Genomic DNA, 24,659 nt, shown 5'->3' with positions numbered 1-24,659 from the left:
GGCCAGCAGCAGCGCGTTGCATTAGCCCGTGCGCTTGTGTTCCGTCCAGGTGCAATTCTTATGGATGGACCGCTCGCTGCGCTCGACAAGCAGCTTCGAGAGCACATGCAGCTCGAATTGAAGCGCCTGCAGAAATCTCTCGGGACAACAGTAGTCTTCGTCACGCACGACCAGGGCGAAGCGCTCACAATGTCCGATCGAATCGTGGTGACGAATGAGGGGAGGGTCGAACAGATCGGGACGCCAGAAGAAATATATGACACGCCGCGAACCCGCTTTGTTGCGAGCTTCATTGGTGAATCCAATCTCCTGGCACCTAGCGCGCAAGCACATGTAGGTTTGTGTGCTTCTCGAGCGCTTAAAGCCAAGCCATGGCCCCGAGCAGACAGGCGACATGCCTGTGCCCTGATTGTTGCTCGTCCTGCTCTTTGACGTTCGCCGGAGCTCGGCCGCAGGTACGAATCGCGTGCTCATTCCTGCGCTGATGGCCTTCTCCTTAATGCATGCCACTCGACTACTTTGCCTATAGCTCGAACCGAAACCCCCGTGCCCTGCAAGATCGGCTGACCAGCGAACATAGGCGGGCGTGCATCAGCCCCGGTCGCCCAACAAACTCCGCTCATCTGCGAGATTGAGGTAACAACAATTTCAGGGTGTTCCGATACTAGCTCTTTCAGAGCGAGGTCAATCGGAGATCCGTCATCAATGCCTATCGGCAAGTCATTGCCCCAGAGAAGTATATCCAATTCGTCGCTCTTCCCGAGCACCTGCATGCAACCGCTGAGGACGTCGGAATCAAAGGCACTCTGGGCGCTGAGATCCAGGGGATTAGAGCTGTTCGCGAAGTTCGGAAGCACGTCCGCCAGTCGTTTGCGCAATTGATCGGAGAAGGGAGCAAGCTTCAAGCCGGGCGTCGAAAGGATCAGGTCGGCCATGATGTTCCCCATTCCACCTGAAAAGCTCGCAAAGGCGACGCGATTGCCGCGGGGGTTGCGACACGCCTTGAACGCGACGACGGTCTCGATCAGGTCCTCGACCGAATTTACCGTGATCACACCCAGTTCTTCCAGCAATCGTTTGTCGTTTTCGTAATTGATCGCGGCTTGAGTAGCCGTATGTCGGCCGATCGTATGTCGTACCTCAGGATGAGCGCCGACGCGCAACATTACGATCGGCTTGCCGTGTTCCCCGGCGCGTGCGCACGCGATCGCGAAGCGTTCGGGATCGTTGATCCCTTCGGAATAACAGATGATAATTTCGGTTTGTGGATCGACGGCGAAGAAATTGATAACTTCGGCAGTTGTTGTACCGGCTTCGTTGCCGGTGGTCGCGATTTTGCTGATTCCGATGCCCCTGCCAATCAGCGGATGCATCGTTGCGACCATCTGGCCGCTCTGGAACACGCCACTGACGCCTCCCGCTACAATCTCGGGCACCCTGTTTGCCCAAGCGGCAATCATGGGCCAGTGCAGATTGATGACTCCCATGCTATTGGGACCGACTAGGGTTGTTGTCTTCGATTCTTTTGCCCAGCGCTGAATTTGGCGCTGCCTTGCGCGACCTTCCTCTGAGCCGAGTTCGGCAAAGCCGCTCGAAATGATCTGTGCGACGCTAACCGACCTTTGTTCACATTCCTCCAAAACAGAGAGAATATTCTCCGCCCGAATGCATAGCAGGGCCAGATCGATCTGGAAGGGAACGTCTGAGATGCAACTGTAGCAGTTCACGTCGTCAACTACAGCGTAGTTTGGGTTAATCGCAGCAATGTTTCCCGTATAGCCGAAAGACACTATGTTGTTAAGGATGCTTTTCGCGAGGCTTGGCTTCGGCGAAGCACCGACTACGGCAATTCCCTTCGGCTCGAAGAGCAGTCGTAGACTACGTTCATTGCCGGTTATGTCCGACTTACCCGAATCAAAATGGTCGGAAGGTCTTGCGTCGCTGCTCACTGCTTGCAAGCGTGTTTTCTCGCTGCTCATGGACATGTAATTTCCTCCTGCGACAGCTGCATGGCGTGAGTGAAGCCAGCCCTCGTCTGAATACATTCAGCCCGCCTCTTCCCGGTGTCGCAGCCTGTCAACAGCAAGAGTCATGCCGGAGACGCTCAAACGCCATTAAGCGTCTGATCCGTGCGAAAAATCAGCTCCGCAAGCGGCGGTGTTTTTGATCCGCCGATGGTCGTATCACTGTCCGGAATCGTACAAGCCTCAGCGTTCAGGCTCAATTAACAATCAGAGCGACAGTGGCGGCGAGGTGGACCGCAGCCAAGAAGCTTTCTGGAAACTTTGTCCTAGCAAGTTGCGAAAGGCCCGAATCGTTGAGCCGGCAGAAGCTGCGCTCGATAATATCGCGCCTTTGTAATGCGTTTTCTGAAAGTGTAGATGGCATTGAATGGCGGCCTTCGCCCGCGATTGACGGTTTTGTCGCGAAAGCCTTGTCATCTTAGCCCTTGTCTCCAATAGGTTTCGAGACGGCCGGCCCTGGGGCGATAGTCGGCGGCTTGGTCCGGGGTGAAGTGAATGCGCGAGGGTCCGTAATCAGAGACGCTCAGCGCGTGGATTGTCGTGGTTCGTCCACCGCGCAAGCGCCAATCGCGTGTTCATGCTCCCGCCTTCCGCCGCTCGCCGAGCCGATGCACTTTGATCGACGTGGAGCCGACGGACAAAGTCGCGCCATGATTGCCGCAATGGGCGAGCGCTTCAAAGATCGCGTGCCAAGGAGCGCTGTTGACCCAGCGCTGAGTTATGAGAACCGCCTTAAGCGCGAAAGCAGAACGTTGGTGACCCATACAGCGCCGTCCGCACTATTTCGTCTCTGGCCAGTGTGACTCCGCCAGTTTTCTCCCGACTTGTATTGCTTTGGCCCCCCGCGTTTGATTTTGCAATGCGAATGCTGGTCATCAGTCCTCGATTCATACCCGATAGCCACCCAAGGGGTCGAGATCCTGGCATTGTCATCAGCCGACCGACACACCGGTCATCACCAGCCTTGTGTAGTTTTCCGTACTCTGCCGTCAAAGCCGATCGTGCGAAAGCATTGCCGTGGCAGTACACTCCAATTTCCATTGACCAGCAACTAACTGCCGGATCCGAGCTTCGAAATTTTCCGCGTGACCGGGCCGATCTTCAGCCCAAAGCCGCGCAAATTTCGGCGATACTCAATTCCACATCGACTGGTAGCCCAAGAACCTGTTTTCATGCGGCTAGGAGCTCCCGGATCTCGTGCGCACCGATGACTTTGCGTGTACCGGCCGAACCCGATACTGTGCGATCCCGCGTGCATCCTTCCTGCCGGTCACCCTTCCAAGCTTCTTCGCCAGCTTCTCGATCTGATCGGGGCGGGAATCCTTTACGAATTTCCCTGCCGTGCATCCCTTCGGCCAGCGCAACGCCTTGTGCGCATTCCCCACGAAAATGCCATCGTTCATCAGCCCTCTCCCCATCGTTGAGGCTCGGCGCCGAACCATCCGGCACAACCCTCGATAGGAGCCAGAGGGCGATCATAGGTCTAGCCCAGCCTGCACGAGGCATGCAGTGATCGGCTGGGGTTAGAAACCTCACTGTTGAGTGGCGCCAACTCCGGTCTGTCTTCCGATACCCCGCACGCTCCATCAACGCCTTATACTTCGCCGCGGGTGATTCAGTTGTGCGTGCTGGTGGCCGGTGCCAATCCGAGAGCCGTTTTTCGATATTGAGCATTATATCTGCGGTGACAACTTATCTGGCGCTTTTTTACCCTCCGCCCATCATCGTGTGCATTGCTAGTACCCCCTTTTCGTGAGTCATGATTCAAGATCGGGATGGTACCCGAAGCAAGAGAAGTCCACCTTTCGGAAAGACCGCAAGGTGCCTGAGGCGTGTTGTCGTTCACCGATGACGTTGCAGCGCGATTTGAAGCGGGCACGTATATAGTTCTTTTGGCGGCGGACGGGCGCAGCACTCGGCCGTTTGCCAAAGAGCTTCGAGTACAGCCGCGGATTGTGAGCCTTTGGCGACACCGCTACGCCGATCATGGCCTTGAAGGGCTGCAAGACAAGCTGCGGCCCCGCAAGCAGCCAATCTGTACGAACGCCACAGACGAGCGGATACTGAAGCAGCTGGGCAAGCCAGCACCGCGAGGGTTTGCACGCGGGACCGGGCCGCTGCTGGCCGAGGCGCTGGGCGATGTTGACGTCCAATATGTCTGGCGGTTCCTGCGCAACCACAAGATCGACCTCGTGGTTCGCAAATCCTGGTGCGAGAGCAACGACCCGAACTTTACGGCCAAAGCTGCCGACGTTGTCGGCCTCTACGTTGCCCCGCCCCAGAAGGCTATCGTGCTCTGCGTGGACGAAAAGCCTTCGAGTCAGGCCTTTGAGCGAGCGCAGGGCTATCTGAAGTTGCCCAATGGCGCGCCTTGACCGTCAGAGCCACGACTACAAGCGGCATGGCACGACAACGCTGTTTGCAGCGCTCGAGATTGGGACCGGAAAGATCATCGCGACGCATTCAAAACGGCGGCGCCGTGTCGAGTTCCTCGACTTCATGGACAGCATCACCGCCGTCTTTCCGGGCCGCCAGCTCCCCACCCCAATGTGGAATTTCATTTCACGCCCACAAGCGCGTCGTGGCTCAATCAGGTCGAGGTATGGTTCTCGGCCCTGCAGGGTAGTCCCTCAGCGGCGCGTCCTTCACAAGCCTTAAGCAGCTCCAGGAGCACATCGATGCCTACCTCGACGCATGGGCCTTCGTCTGGACCAAGAAAAAAGTTCGGCAGCGCAGATTCAATGGCCGCCGTATCACCCAGCTATGATTCCGGGTACTAGGATGTGCAGCAAGCCTGATCGGGCGCACATCGAACGGATTTTGCGCGGAAGGGAGGAATCTGATATCTATAGGCTCAATGAAATCGTGGGTGATTAGCATGAGGCCAGCTCGTCGGACTGGACCGACGACTCAGACGACTCATCTCTGGCAAGCGGGGGCCGATTGTCCCCGATAACGCTCAGGAGCGCTCTGCCGGCGTTGAGTGCTGCTACTTGCCTCCACCGCTTCCTTAAACATCGACTCCAATATTCCTCACCAGAGTGGGTAGGTTTCAATCCGTTCTTAATGCTGTACCACGAGTGAGTAAGTCGCCGTACGGTTTAGGACGCAGCTCATCCTGGTAGGACAAGGTGTACGAATGACAGGCGCAGATGATCCGCGGCACGTCACAGGACAAGTCATGAAGTTCATCGAAGGGACGCGCGTCGTCACCGAAGGTGAACTGCAAATCAACAACATCACGCGTTATCATGTTACAAGATACTACCGCGAACAGATTGCCAATAGTGGGTACTACAATCAGCTGAAATATGTCGTGGAGCCCTCAGTCGAAGAGTTCGAAAGCCCAGGCAGTTTGGATACAAGCGGCGAGCACGACAACACGGTCGTGCTCGGACTCCAGCACAAGTACGCCCAGACCGGGTTGTTGCTGGTAACGGACCGTTGCGCCTCATATTGCCGTTATTGCTTTCGCAAACGCATGGTCGGCAAGGACTCTGATGAAATAGCACCCGATTTCGCTCAGGTTGCGCAATATATTGCCGGACATCCTGAGATGACGAACGTACTGCTCTCGGGAGGCGACCCATTCGTGCTCAGCACCGCCAAGCTCAATGGGATTGTTGATCATCTTCTGCCGATCGCTCATTTGGAGTCAATTCGATTCGGGACAAAAATGATCGCCTATGAGCCCAAGAGGTTTGAAGACGCCGCTCTACCGGCTTTGTTCCAACGAATCCACGAAGCGGGTAAGGCCGCGATAATTGTTACACATTTCGATCACATCGGTGAGATTTCGATGGACGCGGAGCGCAAGATTCGCTCTTTGCGCGCACAGGGCGTGCAATTCCTCAATCAATCTGTGCTTCTCGCGAAAGTCAATGATGATCCAGAGATCTTAGCGGCGACTTTCGCCAAATGTCACCAAATCGGCGTGCGCCCCTACTATCTCTTTCAGAGCAGGCCGGTGAAGGGCGCATCGCACTTCCAGGTCCCTTTGCTTCGCGGAATAGAAATTACGCGAGGCATCAACCATCGTCTGAGCGGCATCCAAAAGACATTCAAATATATTATGTCGCATTACACAGGAAAAATCGAGATCCTCGACATAGGGGACGACCATCGCGTGTATATGCGCTACCATCAAAACAGGGCTTTCGATAAGATCGGAAAAATCTTTTCCCGACCGCACGTCGAGGGTGCCTGCTGGTTGGACGATTTGCCTGAAAGATGAGATCAACGGGCGCGCAATGCTGCGTACTTACTCAGAGCGTGTGGAGCACAAGAGCCCGTCGCGTCCATGCGGCAGCACCACGACGCGGTGACGGCTTCTCGCTGGCTACGGGAACTGCCGCAATGCCGATTGGCGCGATGAACGTCGTGGGTTAAAACATTTCCATGTGCGAGGCGCTGACTGGTAAGACGGTGTTGCGGTGGCCCGCGGTACTATGCCGAAGCTAGAGCCTGTCTTCAGTTCGGTTGAACACAGGCGCTGGCGCGGCAGTTGAGGAGAGGTGGTAAGCCGAAGAGGATTAAGAGTCTTCAGAGCCCTGCCGCCTAAACAGGAGGTTTTCCGGCCGCCCAGGTGAGCCGTCTCCGCTGGGCGCATGATTGAGGGCATGACGGTTCACAACTTATCTAAATGGGTATCGAAGTTCAGCCCGAGTTATCCTCGAAACTTGGTGACGGAGGCGATCGGAAGGCGGAGTATCGTGAGGCGGCCTGAAGCCTCCACCAAAGGAGCGATGTGCCTCGTCCAAAGCTAATCAAGCTGCTTCAGCGTAGGAAAGTCGCGGATCAATTCACAGAAGTGTTGCGCAACGGGGCGCCTGCGATCGAGTCCGCTCCCGAAGGCTCCGAAGGCGCAGTGTGCATCCCTCGGATGCGACCTGATCCGAAGTAGCAACTGTCGCCCGGACCTCACCCCCGGAACAACAGACGGTCAGATCGCGCTCGGCCCGCAGAAGCGAGTGGATCATTGCTGCGGAGCAGATCGCAGCGATAGCGGGCGCCATCGCTTGGCGCCTTTTTTGCAAGTCCTTGTCATCGGACGCGCCGCGACCTCCACGCTGACGGAGCGCCTTCTCGCCCAGGCGCTTGAGACTAGGTCGAGGACGCTTTCTCGGTAAGCATTTCGATCTGAAGACCGAGGATGGCCACCAGCGCGTCGTCGGCCACGGTCACCTGCCAGCGCGCGAGATGATGACCGGTATCGGTCCGGTCGCGGCCCGCCAGGCACGTGCGTGATCGCGAGGCGGATGCCGCGCCCCCTTGACTGCATCTCATTTTCTCTGTCGAGCCTGCGGCTGTACGTGTGCCGTTCTGGATTGCAGGAGATCTGGATAGCTGAAAACGATGGGTTGTCCCCGAGCTGGCGTTCGACGCCTTCATCGAGAGCTACGCTCTGGGATAGGAGAAGACGGCCGAGTGCCTGAGCAAGGATGGAGACACGCTGTTCGCGTTCTACCATTTCCCGGCCGAGCACTGGAATCACTTGCGGAGACCACCCCTCAAAACCACCTTCGCTACCGTGCGCCTCCGCCCGCCCTGGTGGAAGGGGCGCTGTCGAAGGGGACTGCGCTCGAGGACCTCCGGCCTCTTAGCGAAGAGCGGAGCAGATGTCGTGATCAACTATTCCACCGGTCAGAGGGAAGCCGAGCCACGCCGAATCGGCCGCCTTGCGGCCGGCCTCGATGCTGATGCGGCTGCCGGTGCGCCCGAATGCATACGTGCCGGCATAGATTGGGTTGGTCAGAATGTGCAGGATGGTGTTGCAGACCGGCAGCTTCCACTCGACCAGGTGGCCTTCGCCATAGGTGACGGCGGGCAACGGAACGCGCTCGTGTCTGAACCAGAGGTGCACCTGACGCACCGACTGCATCTCGGTGAACTTGGCGAAGACGAGCGCGATCGCCTCGCGGACGCGCCGATCCGGGTCCTTCTCGGTGGGTTGTGGCGGACTCGCACGTAGCCGACGTCGACCGTCATGAACAGCTCGCCCCGGCGCGCCTTCTGCTTCAGCGCTTCGAGCGAGCGCTGCCGCAGTACCGAGAATTCCATCTCGCTCATGGTACCCTTCATGCCGAGCAGTGGGCAATCGCTGGGCTGTCGCGGATCGTAGACGCCGTCCTCATCGGCGATCAGTGTGCCGATGAGACCGCAGAACTCGAGCAGCGTGTGCCAGTCGCGACCGTTGCGTGCGAGCCGCGACGCTTCGATCGAGACGACGACCCCGACGCGCACCTCACAGGTCGCAGCCGGCAGCTTCTCGAAGCCGGGCCGCGCGACGCCACCGCCGGAGCGGCCGAGATCGTCATCGATCACGGCAACATCGCTCCAGCCCAGCTGTCGCGCGCGCTCCGGCAAATTGTACTGACGGCGCTTACTTTCCAGGTTGTGGGCGACCTGATCAGGCGTCGACTGACGGATGTAGACGACGGCCTGACGAGCGAGGTGCTCAGGCGTGACCTGGCTCATGTGCGGCCTCCCTCGTCTCTGCGGTTGGCGTGCCCGTCTCGATATTGGTGCCGGCGGCGAGGGCCTCGACCAGCAGCCCCTCGATCAGGCGGACGAGAGTGCTTCTCTGCGACGCCGGAATCGCTGGCGTCTGGCGATGCTCCTCGGGCTCCGTTGCAAGTGGCGTCATTGGTTGCATGATCCCCTCCTTCGCAGGCGCCATGCCTCGCCTCGAGAGGCAATAAGCATCGATTCGTGCCCGCAGCTCGACGAGCCTTTCGACAGCCAACTGAGGGCTTGCTGTGAGAGTTGCAGAGCGAGCAATATCCTCGTTCATCCAGGCCGGGATCAGGGCGAGTGTGCCGTCGGGCTGCACCATGACCAGACGGTCCTCGCCGGCGAAGCGCTTGCGGTGCTCAACCTGCACCATCTGCCCGGCCCGAGGATGGAACGGATAGAGGATCAAAACCTCGAACGCGGACACCCGGCATTGTGACGCTGTCTCGCCGGGCGTCGGCAAGACGCAGCTGTCCATTGCACTCAGGGGAGAGGCAATCCTGGCCGGGTCTTCGGTGCAGTTCACCACCGCGACGACGCTGGTCGCTGGTCTCGCCAAGTCGCGCGGCGAGCGACGTCTCGACGAGAAACTGCTCGCGTTGTCGAAGCCAAAGCTGCTGATCATCGACGAGCTCGGCTATCTTCCGCTGGAACCCGACGCGGCGCATCTGTTCTTCCAACTGGTCAGTAGGCGCTACGAAACCGGCGCCATGCTGATCACGTTGAACCGCAGCGTTGCCGAATGGCACCTCCCGTGGTCGCCACCGCCATCCTCGATCGTCTCCTGCACCACAGCTACGTGCTGACGATCCGCGGCGACAGCTACCGGCTCCGAGCCAAGCGCAAGAGCGGCCTCATCAAGGCGCCGCCACCGGAAACAATCTTCAACCGAGATCATAACCCAGATGGTGGGGGCAGTTCTTCGTGACGCAAAGGGGGCAGTTCCGGATGGCGTTTGACACTTGTCGCGCGATTAGGATTGCAGGAAGATTGTCGCGCCGCCGCGGCGTGGGTCGCCTAGACGTGCTCGTCAACAATGCCGGCACGACAAAACTTATGTCGAATGGCGATCTTGACGGGCTCTCGGCCGACGATTTTCAGCGCGTCTATGCCGTTAATACTATTGGGCCGTACGCCTTCCATTCGCGTCAATACCGCTTGTCCCGGCTATATCGATAGGCCCATGGCAGGCCATGGTTCACCACGGGACGTGGCGAGGCAGGCGCCCCGCGGGTCGTGATGCCGTGGTGGCGCGTGTGTGCCGCTCAAGGTCGCCTCTACCGCCGAGGACATCGGGCAGCTTGTCTGCTTCCTTGCAGGCCCGGCATCGAGCAACAAGACCCGGCACCTAGCCGTGTGAGAGCGCGAAACTCTCTTTTCGTCATGTATGGACGTATATGGACCCCGCCCGATTGCAACGACTGGCTTGATCAGGATCGACGGCCACAACTGCTGACGTATATCCGGCTTCTTGATGCGGCTGGACAACGTCTCCGCCGCGAGCCTCGATGGTTTTCGCCCGCTTCCACCTCAACGGCCCCGAGACATCGGCGCAAGCCGTGCCGGTCCACACATCAGGTTCGGGAAGCGACGGGGTGACCGTTTCGCCATCTCCTGCCATTTGTTGCAATTGCCGGTGAGACCTCCTTTCCTTGATTGCCGCTTCGCTTCAGGCCGCCTTCACCGAAAGCGCCGGCTCATAAGCCGCGCCGCCTGTGAGCATAGCCCACACGATCCGCGCGTTCTTGTTGGCAAGAGCCACGGCCGCGACATTGGGATGGCGCCGTTGCCGCATCTTGCCGAGCCAGAGGCTTCGCGGATCCTGCTTGCCATTAGCACGGCTTAAAGCGGCGCGAGCTCCGTGAATCATCAGCGTCCGCAGGTATCGATCGCCCCGTTTGCTGATGCCGAACAAGCGGGCCCGCCCTCCACTGGATCGCTGCTTGGGTACCAGACCAAGCCAAGCCGCGAACTGTCGGCCGTTCTTGAAACAGCTTCTATCGCCCACGGCGGCGACCAAGGCTGTTGCTGTCACAGGTCCGACGCCTTCGATTTTGCCGAGCCGCTGGCACTGCTCACTCGTACGGAAGATTTCCCTTATCCGCCGGTCATAGGCTGCAATGCGGGTATCAAGCTCGGACAACTCCTCTTGCAGTTCCCTCATGAGCGCTCGGAGCATCTCGCTGAGGTCGTCATTGATGTTTCCTGCGATGACCGCGAGGCCACGCCGCAGCTGCGCGATGTCACGGGCAATGACAATCCCATGCTCGGACAGAAGACCGCGAATCTGATTGACGAGCCTGACTCGATCGGCGACCAGGCGCCGGCGAATGCGGTGGACGGCCTGTACCGCCAGCTGATCGGTTGATTTCGGTGGCACGAAGCGCATGGACGGACGACCGACCGCTTCGCAGATGGCTTCCGCATCGTTCTGGTCATTTTTGTTCGACTTGACGTATGGTGTCACGAACTGAGGGCTGATTAGTCGGACCTGATGGCCAAGCTCCGTGAGCACGCGAGCCCAATAGTGTGCCCCGTTGGAAGCCTCCATGCCGACCAGGCAGGCCGGTAAATTGGCGAAAAAGCCGGCCACCGCATCGCGACGTAACCTCTTTCGCACAACGACTTTCCCGTGGTTGTCGACGCCGTGAACTTCGAAGACATACTTCGCCAGATCTAGACCTATCCGAACGACCTGCATAACATCCTCCTTCGCTGCAGTTGACGCTTGAGATTCCACCGCGGCAAGGGCGGGGTCCATACCATTGGCCTCCTTCTCGGCAAGGACTTTTTGATGCTCCGGCAAACGGATCGGGGAGCGGTCATGTATACGGCCTCGAGAAGCGGCCATTGACCGCGGGCCCTGATGGAGATCGCAGATCGAATTCGAACCATTGCGGCGCGCTCAGGTTGAGCGGCGCGTCTACGGCGCATCGCAAGGGCTTCAAAGAACTCGTTGGCCGTATTGGCCTGAGTGAAGTGGAGCTCATCCTGTCGATCGACGTGACTCGCTCGGCGCGTAACTGTACCAACTGATCCGCTCCTGGATATCTGTGGTCTGCGTTGGCTGTCTGATCGCCGACCGCAATGGTGTCTATGATCCGGGCACTCCCAACGGACGGTTGCTTCTCGGGCTGAAGGGTTCGATCTCCGAGCTTGAGCTACACACGATCCGCAGCCGGCTGACCGCCGGCTTGCTAGCTAAAGCCGAACGCGGCGAACTTGCGGTTATGCTGCCAATCAGGCCGATGCGGGACCCGAGCGGCGTGGTCGTTAAGGATCCCGACATGGCCGTGCAAGGGCGGCTCGGACTCGTCTTCCAGCTGTTCCTGCAACTGCGCAGCGTTGCCAAGGTCATGCGGGCGTTGAACGAGCGTGACCTCGAACTGCCTCGTCGTGATCGGCATGGCGATTTGTGTTGGACGCGCGACGTAGGCCGCCGTCTTGAAGAACCCCGCATAGGCGGGTGCCTTCGTCTATGGACGAACCCGCTTCCAGCCGCCGAAGCGGGAGGGCGCCCTGCCGCAACAGGCTCCGCGGCCGATTGAGGAGTGGCGGATCGTCGTCAAAGATCGATATCCTGCCTATATCGAGTGGCCAATTTATGAAAGACCGAGCCATCATCAGAGATAACCGAGCCGAATACATGCGCATCAAAACCCGAGGCGCGCCTCGCAATGGCGAGCTTCTGCTCCACGGCATCGCCTGGTGCGCACGATGTGGCCATAAGATGCACGTCCGCTACAAGGAGGCGGCGAGTATGTATGCAATCACCTGCGGACCCAGGAAGGCCAGCCGACCTGCCAACACATGAGGGCCAACCGTATCGATGCGGCGTTGCCGATGTATTCCTAACTGCATAGGCGCCGGCCGAACTCGATGCCTTGTCGCGCTCCCGCCGGGTCCAGCAGCAGATGAACAATGCCTTACGTTCCAGCGCAGAACGAGAGCTCGAGCGCAAGCGATACACGGCGGCGTTAGCCGAACGGCAGTTCAATTGAGCTGATCCAGACAATCGCCCGGTCGCCTCAGAACTCGAGCGCCGACGGGAAGCGGCGCTAACCGACGTGCGCGCCGCCGAAGAGGCGCTTGCCCGACAGACGCCCTCCAAAGCATCACACAACTGGCCATAAGCAAGGAGCTCGACAAAAGGTCATCAGCCTCACCGGCCGCTTGCCGCAGATATCGGCTGACGAGACTATCTCGGATGCGCATCGCAAGGCGTTGTTGCGACGCCTCATCGAAAAGGTCGTGCTCGACCGCGGTGAGCACGAGTTGGCCCTGGCCAGAATCGTCTGGCGAGGAGGCGCCGTGACGGAGATCGAGGTGAGGAAGAGCGTCAACCCCGCCACCAGATTGACGCGAGGCACAGAAATGCGGGCGCGCTACTGGCGCTTGCCCCCGACGGCGTCCCAGACGACGAGATCGCCGCAATCCTTACTCAGGAAGGCCACTGCTCCCCTCATTGCGCCGATAAGGTGCTGCCCATCACCATTGGGCGGCTCCGTCGTGCCGCTGCCATCAAGGTGACTGCCCAGCGCAACCGGTGGCTGCATGCCGACTCACTCCTCCGCCCGCCCGAACTGGCACGAACGCTTAAGATCCCGGTGAACTGGCTTTATGTGCAGATCCGAAGTAGGCGTTTGCCGATTGATCGCCAGTCAAGCGGCGGCTATCTCTTTCCGAATACACCATCCGCTCTTGGCGGTATCGGAGACCTTCGAAATCGCGTCATTGCGCAACTGAGCTAAGAATCTGTCAGCCTAACAAGGGCATCAACATGGGTGATCGGGCAGGGCTGCGAACATCGCTGGCGATATGCGCATCACGCCGTTTGCGGTCGTTGGCCAAACGAACTTGCAGCCTTCGAGGCGCTTGTGAACTAACACCAGGCCCGTTCGATCCCAGGCCAAAATCTTGATCCGGTCCGCTCGTTTCGATCGGGACACGAAAGCTGCGCGCTGAGCGGGTCGAGGCGAAGCATCTCCTGCACCTTCGCCGCAAGTCCATCATGGCCACAGCGGAAGTCGATCGGCCGCGTCGCGATGTAAATCCTCAGATCGGCACCGGCCGTGATCATCGTGACGCTCGCACTGCGCGGATCATCCGGGACAGCTGCTCGCCCTCTATGGCTGCGTCCGTCCGCAGCACGACATCGCCAATCGCGATCTCAAGCTTGATCGCCGGAAGGTGACCCTCCTGCACGCGCTTTCCACGATCAGCGGCGCGAATGCCGACTGCGACGCCTCGCGCGGCGCCAACATGCCTCGCTGTCGAAAGCGTCGTCGCCAATCGCAAATGTGCCAGCGCGTCGCTCCGTGCTTGCGCGCCACCTCGGACACCTAGGCACCTGGCAGTAGACTCTCGGCGACGATCCGAGCTCTCTCAGCCTCCGAACGCACGCGGCGCCCCGATGGTCCTTCAAGCACCTCCAGCCGGCTCACCCGCCCTCCAGATGAGCCGTCCAAATGGACGTCGTTTTTGCTGTCCAATCCCATCCCAAACCTCCGTCCAAGCCGGAGGGTTTTTCGCATATTCGTTCTAACTCTGAAGCAAGGGTATCGGCTTCGCGCTTACCTTCTATCTCGAAGTGCAACGGACTTGGCTGCGCTGTCTGAGACGCCGCAGTCAGAAAAGTCGGCGCATGGGCTGGTCGGAGTTCGAGACCCTGACGGCACGCTTCCGTCTGCCGTTCCACGCATCACTCGCACTTGGGCGCAGGCGCGGATATGAAGCGGGTTACCCTCGGTAAGAGCCGGGTGCGGGAAAGCCGGCCGCCCGGATCTGTGAGGGCGAAAGCCAAATGGCTGAGCTACTCGACCACGATCAAGCATCAAGTGCGGTCTCAATTTGAGAACAGGAGTTCACCACTCGCCGGCTCGGGTAAAACGATCGATTCTTACTGCGTGGGCTCTGTCCGGCGAGATCACAGGCTTCATTCAAGTTGCCGCCAACTATCTTACCGTGGTGCGTACGAGGCTCACCATGCGCTGCACTCAGCGTGGTCGGCTACAAGTCGCTCTAACTTGCAGATGCGCGACTTGCTCTTGCGAATAAACCCGCCCTTCTGCAGTTATGCCGCCCCGATCTTGATAAGATACTTCGAGAGCGCTTTCTGCCTTGCTAGTGGTCATCGTTTGCAGGCTATCGAGCACGCAGATACAAACGAGAGGAATAGTGGCGCGTCCGCGCGTCCGACAGTCGAGCCTCATGATGCACAAAATCCGGCAACTAGTGGTTCCTGCCTAACATAAGAGTCCCTTTAGGGATTCCCTTTGTTTGGCGCGCGTGCGAGTCTCGCGCATGCGCACCGGGATACCATCAAGATCACACGACCAGATCGCCGTCGGCTTGAAGCGATCATCAGGGACCGTAACGCCCCGCAGAAGCACGCATGGCGAGCGGACATTGTGCTTCTGAGCGCCGACGGCGTCGGCACCAACGAGATCATGCGCCGGACTGGCACATCCAAGACCTGCGTTTGGCGCTGGCAGCAGCGCTTCATGGAAGAAGGCGTCGATGGTCTCCTGCGAGACAAGACGCGCCCCTCGCGGATCCCTGGGCTCGGCCCGGAGGTGGCCGAGCGTGTGGTCGCTCTGACGTTGGCCGATCCGCCGACTGAGACGACCCACTGGACGGCCGACCTGATGGCCCAAGCGAGCGGTATCAGTGCCAGCGCGGTCCGTCGAATCTGGAAGGCGCACGGGCTCCAGCCTCATCGATGCCGACAGTTCAAGCTCTCGAACGATCCGAACTTCGTCGCCAAACTGCGTGACGTCGTCGGGCTCTATGTCGATCCGCCGGCCCACGCGATCGTGCTGTCGGTTGACGAGAAGAGCCAGATTCAGGCCCTCGATCGCACCCAGCCGGGCCTGCCGCTGAAGAAGGGCCGGCTCGGAACCATGACACACGATTACAAGCGGCACGGCACCACGACGCTGTTTGCCGCACTCAACGTCCTCGACGGCACGGTGATCGGCCGCAACATGCAGCGCCATCGTCATCAGGAACTCATTCGATTTCTGAACGCCATCGAGGCGGAAGTTCCGGCAGGTAAGATCATCCACGTCATTCTCGACAACTATGCCGCCCACAAGCATCCAAACGTTCGCGCCTGGCTCGATCGCCACCCGCGTTTCGTCTTCCATTTCACACCAACCTCGTGCTCCTGGCTCAACGCCGTCGAGGGTTTTTTCGCCAAACTTAACCGGCGTCGATTGAAGCGCGGTGTCTTCCACTCCGTCGTCGATCTCCAGGCCGCCATCAACCGCTTCGTGGCTGAGACCAACGCCAACCCGAAGCCCTTCACATGGATGGCCAATCCCGACAAAATCATCGCCGCCGTCAAAAGAGGGCACCAAGTGTTAGATTCGATCCACTAGGATGCAAAGGGACGAGATCAGATTGGCGAAGGCTCGATCCGCTGAAATCTGAGGCAGCACCGGCCATCCCGACTCAGCGCCTTTTTTAGATCACCTACCGCCAGATTCGCGTCCTGCCGCGCAAGCAGAATCGTCACCTGATCGCGGTCGCGTGGTGTCATACGCGATATGGCGCAATCTGCGGGCAGCCGAGCAGCACCTCAATTCTGGCCTCGGAGAACTTCTCCAGGCCGGTGTACGTCCGGGCATTCTCCTCGACAGCAGGCAGTGATCGAACGACGGGACGCCTGCGCTGGTTTGGGGTCCTTTGCCTGGCTTCCGGTACGGAACCGACGCTGCGTGCGTGGTCGAATGGGGTGGAAAGTCGCCCTCAGCGCCAGCGCTTCTGCTCAGTATCGTAGGCGCCGGCAAGCGGATCGCTGGCCTCCATCAGCTCTCGTTTTAGCACTTTGTTGCTAGTGGGAGCTCTAGGAAGTGTCGGAGTGAAGGCGATGTACCGCGGCACTTTGAACGCCGCGAGGTGCGCACGCGCGTGCTCAAGAATGCGTTCCGCGGTCAGATTGTCTGGCGCGACGCCTTCATTCAGTTGGACATAAATCTTGACCTCCTCGCCGCGCTTGACATCGGGAACAGGAACGGCGGCCACATCCACAATCTCGGGACTCTCCCGGATGATCACCTCGACCTCGCGTGCAGCAATGTTCTCGCTCGAGCGGCGGATCATGTCCTTCGTGCGTCCCACCAGCCAATAAAAGCCGAGTTCGTCGCGACGCATCCGATCACCCGTCTTGAACCATTCGCCTTCGAACGAGGCGGCATTTGCTTCCGGCTTGTTCCAATATCCTTTGAAGATACCGCGCCCCCTCACCCAGAGCTCGCCCACGTTACCGACCAGCGTGGGGCTCCCATCCTCGTTCATCAGCCGCAGCTCCCGAAAAAGCGAGCGAATACCCACCGAACCCGAGTCGGCCAATTCGTCCAGCTCATTCGTCATTCGTGTACCGAAGCCGATTTCCGTCATGCCGTAGGCGTCTTGAGTATTCACCCGAAATCGCTTCCGGAATTGCCGCACCGAATCAGGACTCCAGCCCCAATTCAGGGTCTGCTTCAGGCATGTCGTTCCGTCTTCGTCGGCGGCCTCTGCCTGTCGGGCTACGAGCTCGGGAAACTGGCACCATTCGATCCGGTACTGCTTGACCCAACCAAGAAACCGCGTCGAGCTGAGTTGCGGGGCCAAGTAGAGCGTACCGCCCTGTCGATACGACTTCACAAGATGCCCCGGCGGATCGACGTAGAAGAAAGGCTGCGCAGACAGATATCTCTGATAGGGTTGTTCCCAACACATCCCCTGGTATGAGCTCACGCCCCAGTAGTCGTGTGTCAACATGCAGCCTTTCGGAAAGCCTGTTGTCCCCGAGGTATATTGAATATTCAGCAGATCGTCGGGGCTGACATCCTCCTCCACCACACACTCCTCGACACTATCGAGCAATTCACCGAGGACAGTCGCTGCCGCGTCGGAATGCTGTCCAACGAGAATTGTTCGCTCCAAGGCAAGATCTTGAGGCCAAGGATTCATGGCCGAGAACACTGGCCATGCGGACTCGTCGACCAGGGCAAACTTCGCCTGTGTGTCGCTAAGAACGAATTCGATCTCCCTCGGAGTGTATCGCATGTTGATCGGGACCATCACGGCACCGAGCTTCGCAATCGCGAACCAAAGGATCGGGAATTCAATGCGATTTGGTAGCATTACTCCAACTCGATCGCCCTTGCATACACCAAATGAACGCAGCGCGTTTGCATATTTGTTGGACAATTGATCCATCTCCGAGTAGGTCGCGCGTTCGCTACGGTCGAAGACTTCAATCGCGATCGTTGAGCCGTGCGTTCTGGCCCGCATTGAAACTAGCTGCCCAATCGTGATTGTCTCATATGCCGATTCCAGCGCCTCGATTTTGCGCATCAGAGTGGCGATGTCGGCTTGCAGCTTGGCTTGGGTTTTTGTGACGGTCATAGTTGGGAACCTTAGTCTGACGGTGACATAAACAAGTCGGTTAACAGCGCAACATCTTGGCACCGCGCTTGTGTTGCGAATCAACCAAGCCAGCGCGTGGCAAGCTCTCGTAACGTACGCGATTAACAAGAATTGAGACACCACCCCAATCTAGTGGGGCGTTTTGATTGCTACTTGAAGAAGCCTTCTCAGCACCGGCTCGGCGTTATCTCGCCCACCCTCCCGATCCGTTCATGTGGCGCGGGGCTTTCACGTCGCACTTACCCGCCCTGGCCGCCATGCTCAGAGAAGAAATTTGTGGGCAATTGAAAGCCGTTGAGGCGGAGCGAGGCTCATTAAAGAAAATGTCTGTTTGCGACACACAGAGCGCGCCATCTGGTGCTGGCATGTGCCCAGGTTCTGATGAGGCTGCTGCATACTGCCGGCTCGTCCCGCGCTCTGTCCAGTTGTACGGCTGCGCTGCACTAGGTCCCAGTCAGCAGGAGAATGGTTCCACTTCATGCCAGCGCGACGTCCCAACAAATTATCTCAATGCCGAACACACGCTAGCGACAGAGTGGCAACAGCCAGGCTGCTACCGCGGAGCGATTGGGTCGACCTTCGACACCTATTTGGCGTTGCTAGCGCCGCTCCCGAAATACCGCGTATAGGCGATATCGAGGATACGATTGATTAAGCTTGAGAAGTTGTACCCGGCCGTCGCTGCGGCCTCGATATACACGCCGTTCAATGCGGGTATGGAGTTGATCTCGAGTACAAATGGCTGGCCGGAGCGGTCTATCCGGATGTCGACGCGAGCATAGTCGCGACACTGGCAGGCACGAAAGGTCGCAACCGAAATATCCCGCAGAAACGTCGCAAGCTTGCTATCGAGTTGCGCCGGGCAAATGGCCGCGAGCGCCGCATGCCCTTTGTCTTCGTGAGTATACAGACGCAGTTCGCGGTCGCCGAAGTCCCGCTCCACCAGTGGCAAGGTTTCAGTCTTCCCGTTTCCCAGCAGGCCGACATAAATTTCTCGCCCCTCGATGTATTCTTCCACGAGCGCATCCTGCGCATACTGAGTGGCGACTGCTTCTACGGCCTGCCTCAACTGAACGGGCTCATGTACGAGCCGCAATCCGAAGCTGGTGGATTCGAAACGCGGCTTCACCACCAGCGGAAATCGCAAGTCACCGGTACTCTCCGTGCCGCGACGCATCACGCGAAAGTTGGGCGTCGGCACGCCGCAGTCGCGCATCAGTATCTTGGCGATCACCTTGTCGAGGGCCAACCCGTTTCCAAGCGGCCCCGCGCCGGTGTAGGGCACTCCGGCCAACTCCAGCATGGCCGGAACATGGGACAAACGGCACTCGCCTTGAATTCCGTTCGCCAGGTTGAAGACGATTCCGGAGGGGCGGACTCGCGGATCGGGGGGCATAAAACGTTCCAGGGTGGCGAGCAGCCCTTTATCGCCTTCGCAAAGCAACGTTTCATGGCCGTATTCCTGCAGCGCCGCGATTATATTCTTTATGTCATTGCAGTCGTATTCCTCTAGACAACATTGACCGAACCGGTTGATGACGCCCGCGTGATCATGGTTCTGCACGACGGCTACTCGCATGAGTTACTCCTTGCTTAATCGACCGCTATTGGGGTTCAAGCGCTCGGATCTTGTTAATCGCAAGCAACAGCCCGTCTCGACCCGAGCGCTTCATTCCATGCAATCGTCGCGCCACGGAATCGGTGCGCAAAGGATGTGGTACGCGCCGCGCTCACAAGTATTTGTACCTCGGTTCGTCGAGTTGCCAACACAGGCGTCTTCAATCGCACAAAGCTAGAACATGGAAGATTGAGTGCGCACCGGCCCTCATCCCCAGTTCGAACATCTGCTCGAGGACGATACTCCATATTGTGATCTCACTAACCGCGCACTCGAATCCCACAACCTGCTCACTTGGCGAAAGCTGCGCTCCGTCAGCGGCTTGCTCCGTAGTGATGCGTGCGCCGGCGGCGGGATCGCCGGCTTGCTTCGTTCGCCTGGGATCTGGTGCGGATTGGCCTGCAATTCGGAGCTCCGGCAGAAGTCTCGGCCTTATTTATGATGAGCAAGCCAGTCGACGATGCACGGTGCCTCAGACGGATCTGCGCGAGATCTTGCGCGACTACGGGCTGAAGGTCGGCTGGACGACATCGCGTCCCGGCCGTGCGAGGCGACGATGTGAACCTAAGACTCTGACGTCTGTCATTTGCCGCACGTCACGTTTTTGCTGGCCAGACGCACGTTCGCGCTCTGGCGGGCCACAATTTCAAAGCAAACGGTTGATGTCGAGTCGGATGGCAGTGGTCGGACGGTCGCTCCCTACGAATGCTTGGCTGATCAGCGCCATTTCGCTCCTAAGAGTAGGTGCCCCCGCACTGTCCTGGTTTAAACTTCGGCGAGACCTAACATAGCGTTAGCAAGGCGGCTTGCCCCGGCAATCCAGATGGTGGCGCGTCGGGAGCAATCCGCCGCCATGCTCGTCACGCTGATCGGGCGACCGATACCACTTACGTTGTCTTCCCCTGCCTGTCCAATCGGGCGCGAAATGGCCGTGATCTGCGGGCGAGCGACCTACTATCAGAATTGTGCGATATCGGGGTGCCGCTTGGAATCCATCGCCGGTGCGGCTGCCCTTCATCCACGTTTACATCGTCCGGAGATGTGCTTATGCACTAGGCTCAGAGCGCTTCGCCCGGCGGCGCGGAGATATAACACGAGGCGTAAATATAGCCGGTTGTACGCTCTAGGCGATCCTCCATGCCGAGTTTGGCCATAGCATTCAATATTGCCTGCCGTTCCGCCGATGTGGCGAAACGGCGCTGGCGTTGTCTGAACCGGTCTACAATCTTGGTTTCCAATGCGAAATTCTGAAAAACCGCGGCGATGCCATCATAACTGAAGGGGTGCATTGCGAAGGCAACTACCCAGGGGCGAGAACTCGCGGAGGCTTGATACACCCGTGCAAAGGTTCGTTCGGTGGCATACCCCACACAGCCTGTGCTGATGAGGATGTCTGCATCTACGAGGGCGCAACGTTCCTTGAGCGTCAGGTCACGGGTTTCTAGATCAGCCGTGATGCCAGCCTCCAGCAGGCCCAGGGCCTGCGCGTAGCGAACAGCCCGGAATGAGGGGTCCACGCCGACGAACCGGATGTCGTCTCGGAGGCCCCGATTGCGAAAGAACAGGCCATGCTCGATCTCCTGTTGGCGCGACAGCGATCCGCTGGACTCCAGATAGGCAGCATAAAGTTCATCGAGATCCAGATCCGTGCGCAGTAGAGCAGCGTTGATGCCATAGGAGCAACCGACATCGATGATCTTCAGTATGGTTTTGTTTCGAATGCGTCGATAGTCGGCGAAGATCCTTTCGAAGACCGGCTTGGCCCGATCTGGAATCATATAGTCGAGCGCCAAGTGTGCTCGAAAATAGGAGTGCGGCCACCTACGATTATAAACTGGTGTGAAATCGTGCTTTGTTCCCTGAAGATTCCCGTGCACCGTACTTTCTGTCGCCATTGTCTCCCTCACTGCTCAGTAGCCTCAAGGTCGCAGCCCACGATCAGTCATCCGCTTGAAGTTGACCGGAGTGCGAGTATGTTTTGGGAACTGCGGATTTGCCGATAGCTTCGATCTCGGAGGAACCCTCCATCCTCTTCCTTGCGTCGTTCTATGGGGGCGGGTTGTGATCCAGGGGAAGAATGTCGGTTGACACCTCGCCACGTGAAGACAAGGGACTCTCAAGATACGTGCCAATCACGTAGAAGGAGCGAGGTAAGAAAGTTCTGGCTACCGATCAATGCTTTGTATGAGAGCGCCGCAGAAAGGGAGCCAGAACACCACCGTGTCTCGTACTCGACAATCCGACAATACGTTCTGATTGCCCCGGCGGAGAGTCAGCCAAAACAAGAGCTTCAAAGCGAGCGCTCCGCGAGACGCGCGCATGGGTCGAGCTCTCCTCCATGTAAAGGTCCTGCCTTGCGATCACCGCAGTGGCAAATGTAGGTGCCTTGTGGCGGCCACTCGAGGCGCTATCACCCCGGGGTACGCGCGCCGATCATGGTACCAAATGGTGCATCTCTGCTCCAATCCCTGCCGGCTCCTGCCGCAACCTATCTACCCAGCGTCGCAATACCGAGTCGCGCAGACCGAGCTCTTGGCGACCCACCCCATCGATCGACGGTCGACAATACCAGCTCCACGGCTTGGCGTTTTCGTCCTCCGTGAATGACCGACGTTGACGTCCTTCCATTGGACACCTCTTGGCTCGTTGAGCCCACTACAGTGTCCACTCATTCGGGGAGGTTCAGTTTTTCGATAGTCCAGATACGCTTCCCTTAGAGTGTGAAACGCTCTAGCCATCGGGATGGTCCTCAATTGCGCGAGAAGAGCTTGCGCTCCATGCCGGTTAAGCGTTCCGGCCCCCGCTCGGTCACTAGGATTGTCTCGCTGAAGCCCATCCCGGCGGCCATCATAAGCATATGAAATACCATTCCGGGCTTTAGCTCCCATTCCACCCCTGGCACGAACTCCCGCATAAACTCGCCGGCGGAAGGTCGCTCACTGAGACCAAGCGAATAGCCAGCGCGGTTCGTGTATGTTTGGCGCAGCCCGGACGCCAGGAGCGGCTCGCGACACGCTCGGTCGATCACCGCGGCCGGTGTGCCTGGCTGCATCAGCTTAATAGCATCGAATTGGATGCGGATGATTGTTTCGGCGATTCGCTGCTGTTCAGCGCTCGGCGAGCCAACAATCGCGGTACGCATCAACCGTGCCCAGTACTTTTGATGGACCCCGCTGAGTTCAAAATAGACGGAATCGCCCTGTTCCAGGCGCCTATCGGAATACCCCCCGTGTATGAGATTTGTGCGATCGCCGGACGTGATGATACCGCCGACCGGTCCGCCCGACCATCCGGCGTTCACCAATGCACTGAACACCGTGCCCGCGAGTTCTAGCTCCTTCACGCCGGGTGCGATAGCTTCGATGCCAGCGCGCATGCCCACTTCAACCTGGCTAGCAGCGCCCCGCATACACTCTATTTCCCTCGGCGATTTGATTAGGCGCAGGTGATCGACAATCCGCGGCTCTCTGACCAAAGTGGCATCCGGTAGCAGCGCCTGCAACATCTTCCAGCGTTCTACCGTCAAGAACCACGAATGTTCGTCTACCCCAATGCGTCCACCTGCCAGGCCGAGACCATCGAGGGCTCTTCGCGCGGTGTCGAGCCAAACGGGAATCGGATCGGCGGCATCTGCATAGATCGTGTGATTTTTTACCCACGACGTGCTGTGCGCCGTAGGGACTTCCACATCGCGCACAACTAGCACCGGTTCGCCGCGGCTCGGAACCAATAAGGCTTGATAGGAGAAGTAACCGACTTGGTCGAGACCACTCAGATAGAAGATGTTCTCTGGCTGATGCAGAAGTAAAACTGGCAGATTATGCTTTGCCATCTCTTCCTGAGTACGCTGCAGTCGTTCCCGATATTCCTCAAGGGGAAAGACCATGGAGGTTTTCGTAAGCTCGCTCACAATTTCTGCTTCCCTTTGTTGGATATCTCGCTTTTGTTCGGTTCGCCGTTCACCTCATTCGGCCGACTGCCTATGCGGCGGCATCCAAAAACACTGTGAACGCGTTCAGGAGATCCGAAATCTTATCTATGTGGGTGTGATCTGTTCCGCCCACAGTTAGGATTCAAAGGTTCTTGGCTCAAGTACAGTGACACTTCCCCTCATCGAACGAGTGTCGCCAGATACAACTGTTCGCGAGGCCCTCAAACCTCGCCGTGGCATACTCAAGTCATATGTCCTCGACCGCCGCGGCTAGGAAGCGTGGCGAAAGTCACGCCAAAAGTTCTGGGCCACGAAGCCTTCCCAGCGATACTACGGCTTCTGGTAGGTGACATCGGAACAGAGCCAAGAAAATATCGAGAACCGTGAACGGCACCCTCAGCATGCAGCGTGGTAGGTGGTGATTGAATTATTTCCGTGTCGAACGAGCTGCCCTCTGTTTCTGGGAAGATAGCGGGGAGCCAATGCTTAACCTTCGAACTTGGCGTGTCCATGGAATGGTCGCGTTCAGCTTAGCGCCTGCTGCATCCTCCCTTTAAGGGATTGGCTGGCAATGTCAGAAGAATCGTTTCCAGGCTCACGGCGCAATTGGCGCGACGCTTGAACGCATTGTCGCGAAGCTGCGAGAGCTGCTGACGAGATACATTGGAAGTTGTCGTCAACATAACGCAGGAAGGCAATCAATATGCCGCCCCTCGCCAAATCCGCATTCGCAGCGACGGTGTCGTCGAACCGAGTACGGTTTGCCTCATACCTTCCGCGCCGGTGCTTATCGCGGCGATCTCTTTCTGTTCGCTTTTGCCACGCTTCAATTGTAAGCAAACGAGATCATTCGAGATTGGCCCACGTGACAGGAAATTGGCCGGCCTTGCTTCACGATACTCAGCGATTCCGTGGGCCAATACCCACGAGCACTCGAGAGCAAAGTGACGCTCGGAGAAAGCTAGCTGCCGAAGCCGGGCCGCCGGACGCTCTGCTTAGGTCGGCCAGTTGCTGAGCTCGACCGGCGCGGCGGCCAAGAGCCGAAGCCAACTTCATTCACCCGACAACGAGATCTGTTGGAGCGCCCTGGTGCGAGCCTTAATTGAACTTGGCAACTTCGTTAGCAACTTCCCCGCAAGTGCATTACCGGTGG

12 protein-coding genes and 7 pseudogenes are annotated in these 24,659 nt (G+C 58.5%); 9 read left to right on the top strand and 10 right to left on the bottom strand.

From position 1 onward, the window contains the following. On the top strand, positions 1 to 432 hold a 432-nt coding region (locus tag AC0L3U_RS37170; protein ID WP_473364872.1), incomplete at its 5' end, for an ABC transporter ATP-binding protein. Between the two features lie 38 nt (positions 433 to 470). Here AC0L3U_RS37170 and AC0L3U_RS37165 read toward each other — a convergent pair. Continuing rightward, positions 471 to 1,985, bottom strand: coding sequence for a CoA-binding protein (locus AC0L3U_RS37165; RefSeq protein WP_259219135.1), 1,515 nt, complete (start codon positions 1,983 to 1,985; stop codon positions 471 to 473). A 1,814-nt stretch (positions 1,986 to 3,799) separates the two neighbouring features. Here AC0L3U_RS37165 and AC0L3U_RS37160 point away from each other — a divergent pair. From AC0L3U_RS37160 to AC0L3U_RS37145, 4 genes and pseudogenes are all read left to right on the top strand, one after another. After that, positions 3,800 to 4,791, top strand: a pseudogene (locus AC0L3U_RS37160) (IS630 family transposase). Positions 4,792 to 5,205: 414 nt separating this feature from the next. After that, positions 5,206 to 6,258, top strand: coding sequence for a KamA family radical SAM protein (locus AC0L3U_RS37155; protein WP_259219136.1), 1,053 nt, complete (start codon positions 5,206 to 5,208; stop codon positions 6,256 to 6,258). Positions 6,259 to 7,142: 884 nt separating this feature from the next. Continuing rightward, positions 7,143 to 7,348: pseudogene (locus AC0L3U_RS37150) on the top strand (IS256 family transposase); the annotation flags it as partial. A gap of 92 nt (positions 7,349 to 7,440) precedes the next feature. After that, positions 7,441 to 7,566, top strand: a pseudogene (locus AC0L3U_RS37145) (IS256 family transposase); the annotation flags it as partial. 57 nt (positions 7,567 to 7,623) lie between these two features. Here AC0L3U_RS37145 and AC0L3U_RS37140 read toward each other — a convergent pair. Genes AC0L3U_RS37140 through AC0L3U_RS37130 form a run of 3 tightly spaced genes read right to left on the bottom strand, consistent with a single transcriptional unit; the run spans position 7,624 to position 9,015 of the window. Beyond that, the gene (locus AC0L3U_RS37140; RefSeq protein ID WP_310473297.1) at positions 7,624 to 7,887 is read right to left on the bottom strand and encodes a hypothetical protein; all 264 of its coding nucleotides are present in this window, start codon (positions 7,885 to 7,887) and stop codon (positions 7,624 to 7,626) included. Beyond that, on the bottom strand, positions 7,776 to 8,501 hold the full coding sequence (locus AC0L3U_RS37135) for a recombinase family protein (protein ID WP_310473298.1): 726 nt from the start codon (positions 8,499 to 8,501) through the stop codon (positions 7,776 to 7,778). Before AC0L3U_RS37135 ends, AC0L3U_RS37140 begins: the two co-directional genes overlap by 112 nt. Next, positions 8,482 to 9,015: a Y4bD/Y4pK family protein gene (locus AC0L3U_RS37130; RefSeq protein ID WP_259219137.1), complete on the bottom strand. Its 534-nt coding sequence runs from the start codon at positions 9,013 to 9,015 to the stop codon at positions 8,482 to 8,484. Before AC0L3U_RS37130 ends, AC0L3U_RS37135 begins: the two co-directional genes overlap by 20 nt. Here AC0L3U_RS37130 and AC0L3U_RS37125 point away from each other — a divergent pair. Further along, positions 8,987 to 9,465, top strand: a pseudogene (locus AC0L3U_RS37125) (ATP-binding protein); the annotation flags it as partial. The gene AC0L3U_RS37130 and the pseudogene AC0L3U_RS37125 overlap by 29 nt on opposite strands. 49 nt (positions 9,466 to 9,514) lie before the next feature. Then, positions 9,515 to 9,897: pseudogene (locus AC0L3U_RS37120) on the top strand (SDR family NAD(P)-dependent oxidoreductase); the annotation flags it as partial. Positions 9,898 to 10,206: 309 nt separating this feature from the next. Here the strand turns inward: AC0L3U_RS37120 and AC0L3U_RS37115 are convergent. Next, positions 10,207 to 11,238, bottom strand: coding sequence for an IS110 family RNA-guided transposase (locus tag AC0L3U_RS37115; protein WP_259219356.1), 1,032 nt, complete (start codon positions 11,236 to 11,238; stop codon positions 10,207 to 10,209). A 352-nt stretch (positions 11,239 to 11,590) separates the two neighbouring features. On the opposite strand from AC0L3U_RS37115, the gene AC0L3U_RS37110 reads away from it, so the two are divergent. Next, positions 11,591 to 12,085, top strand: coding sequence for a recombinase family protein (locus tag AC0L3U_RS37110; protein ID WP_259219138.1), 495 nt, complete (start codon positions 11,591 to 11,593; stop codon positions 12,083 to 12,085). A gap of 1,227 nt (positions 12,086 to 13,312) precedes the next feature. On the opposite strand, the pseudogene tnpB reads toward AC0L3U_RS37110, so the two are convergent. Beyond that, positions 13,313 to 13,617, bottom strand: a pseudogene (tnpB, locus tag AC0L3U_RS37105) (IS66 family insertion sequence element accessory protein TnpB). 1,223 nt (positions 13,618 to 14,840) lie between these two features. Here tnpB and AC0L3U_RS37100 point away from each other — a divergent pair. Beyond that, positions 14,841 to 15,919 (top strand): annotated as a pseudogene (locus AC0L3U_RS37100) (IS630 family transposase). Positions 15,920 to 16,289: 370 nt separating this feature from the next. Here AC0L3U_RS37100 and AC0L3U_RS37095 read toward each other — a convergent pair. From AC0L3U_RS37095 to AC0L3U_RS37080, 4 genes are all read right to left on the bottom strand, one after another. Continuing rightward, on the bottom strand, positions 16,290 to 17,936 hold the full coding sequence (locus AC0L3U_RS37095; protein WP_259219139.1) for a class I adenylate-forming enzyme family protein: 1,647 nt from the start codon (positions 17,934 to 17,936) through the stop codon (positions 16,290 to 16,292). A gap of 607 nt (positions 17,937 to 18,543) precedes the next feature. Beyond that, positions 18,544 to 19,536, bottom strand: coding sequence for a D-alanine--D-alanine ligase family protein (locus tag AC0L3U_RS37090; protein ID WP_259219140.1), 993 nt, complete (start codon positions 19,534 to 19,536; stop codon positions 18,544 to 18,546). A 1,097-nt stretch (positions 19,537 to 20,633) separates the two neighbouring features. Then, positions 20,634 to 21,368, bottom strand: a complete 735-nt coding sequence (locus tag AC0L3U_RS37085; protein WP_259219141.1) for a hypothetical protein — start codon at positions 21,366 to 21,368, stop codon at positions 20,634 to 20,636. Between the two features lie 956 nt (positions 21,369 to 22,324). Continuing rightward, a complete protein-coding gene (locus AC0L3U_RS37080) occupies positions 22,325 to 23,461 on the bottom strand; it encodes a M24 family metallopeptidase (protein ID WP_259219142.1) in 1,137 nt (378 codons plus the stop codon). Positions 23,462 to 24,659: the final 1,198 nt, after the last annotated feature.

The organism is Bradyrhizobium sp. Kon69 (assembly GCF_055807515.1).
This window is presented reverse-complemented; position numbering and strand designations above follow the sequence as displayed.

What these genes read in the sequence shown, in the direction of transcription:
- AC0L3U_RS37080 (WP_259219142.1), bottom strand. Translation starts at nt 23,461, where the DNA reads ATGGTCTTTCCCCTTGAGGAATATCGGGAACGACTGCAGCGTACTCAG.
- AC0L3U_RS37165 (WP_259219135.1), bottom strand. Translation starts at nt 1,985, where the DNA reads ATGTCCATGAGCAGCGAGAAAACACGCTTGCAAGCAGTGAGCAGCGAC.
- AC0L3U_RS37090 (WP_259219140.1), bottom strand. Translation starts at nt 19,536, where the DNA reads ATGCGAGTAGCCGTCGTGCAGAACCATGATCACGCGGGCGTCATCAAC.
- AC0L3U_RS37135 (WP_310473298.1), bottom strand. Translation starts at nt 8,501, where the DNA reads ATGAGCCAGGTCACGCCTGAGCACCTCGCTCGTCAGGCCGTCGTCTAC.
- AC0L3U_RS37155 (WP_259219136.1), top strand. Translation starts at nt 5,206, where the DNA reads ATGAAGTTCATCGAAGGGACGCGCGTCGTCACCGAAGGTGAACTGCAA.
- AC0L3U_RS37095 (WP_259219139.1), bottom strand. Translation starts at nt 17,936, where the DNA reads ATGACCGTCACAAAAACCCAAGCCAAGCTGCAAGCCGACATCGCCACT.
- AC0L3U_RS37130 (WP_259219137.1), bottom strand. Translation starts at nt 9,015, where the DNA reads ATGGACAGCTGCGTCTTGCCGACGCCCGGCGAGACAGCGTCACAATGC.
- AC0L3U_RS37115 (WP_259219356.1), bottom strand. Translation starts at nt 11,238, where the DNA reads ATGCAGGTCGTTCGGATAGGTCTAGATCTGGCGAAGTATGTCTTCGAA.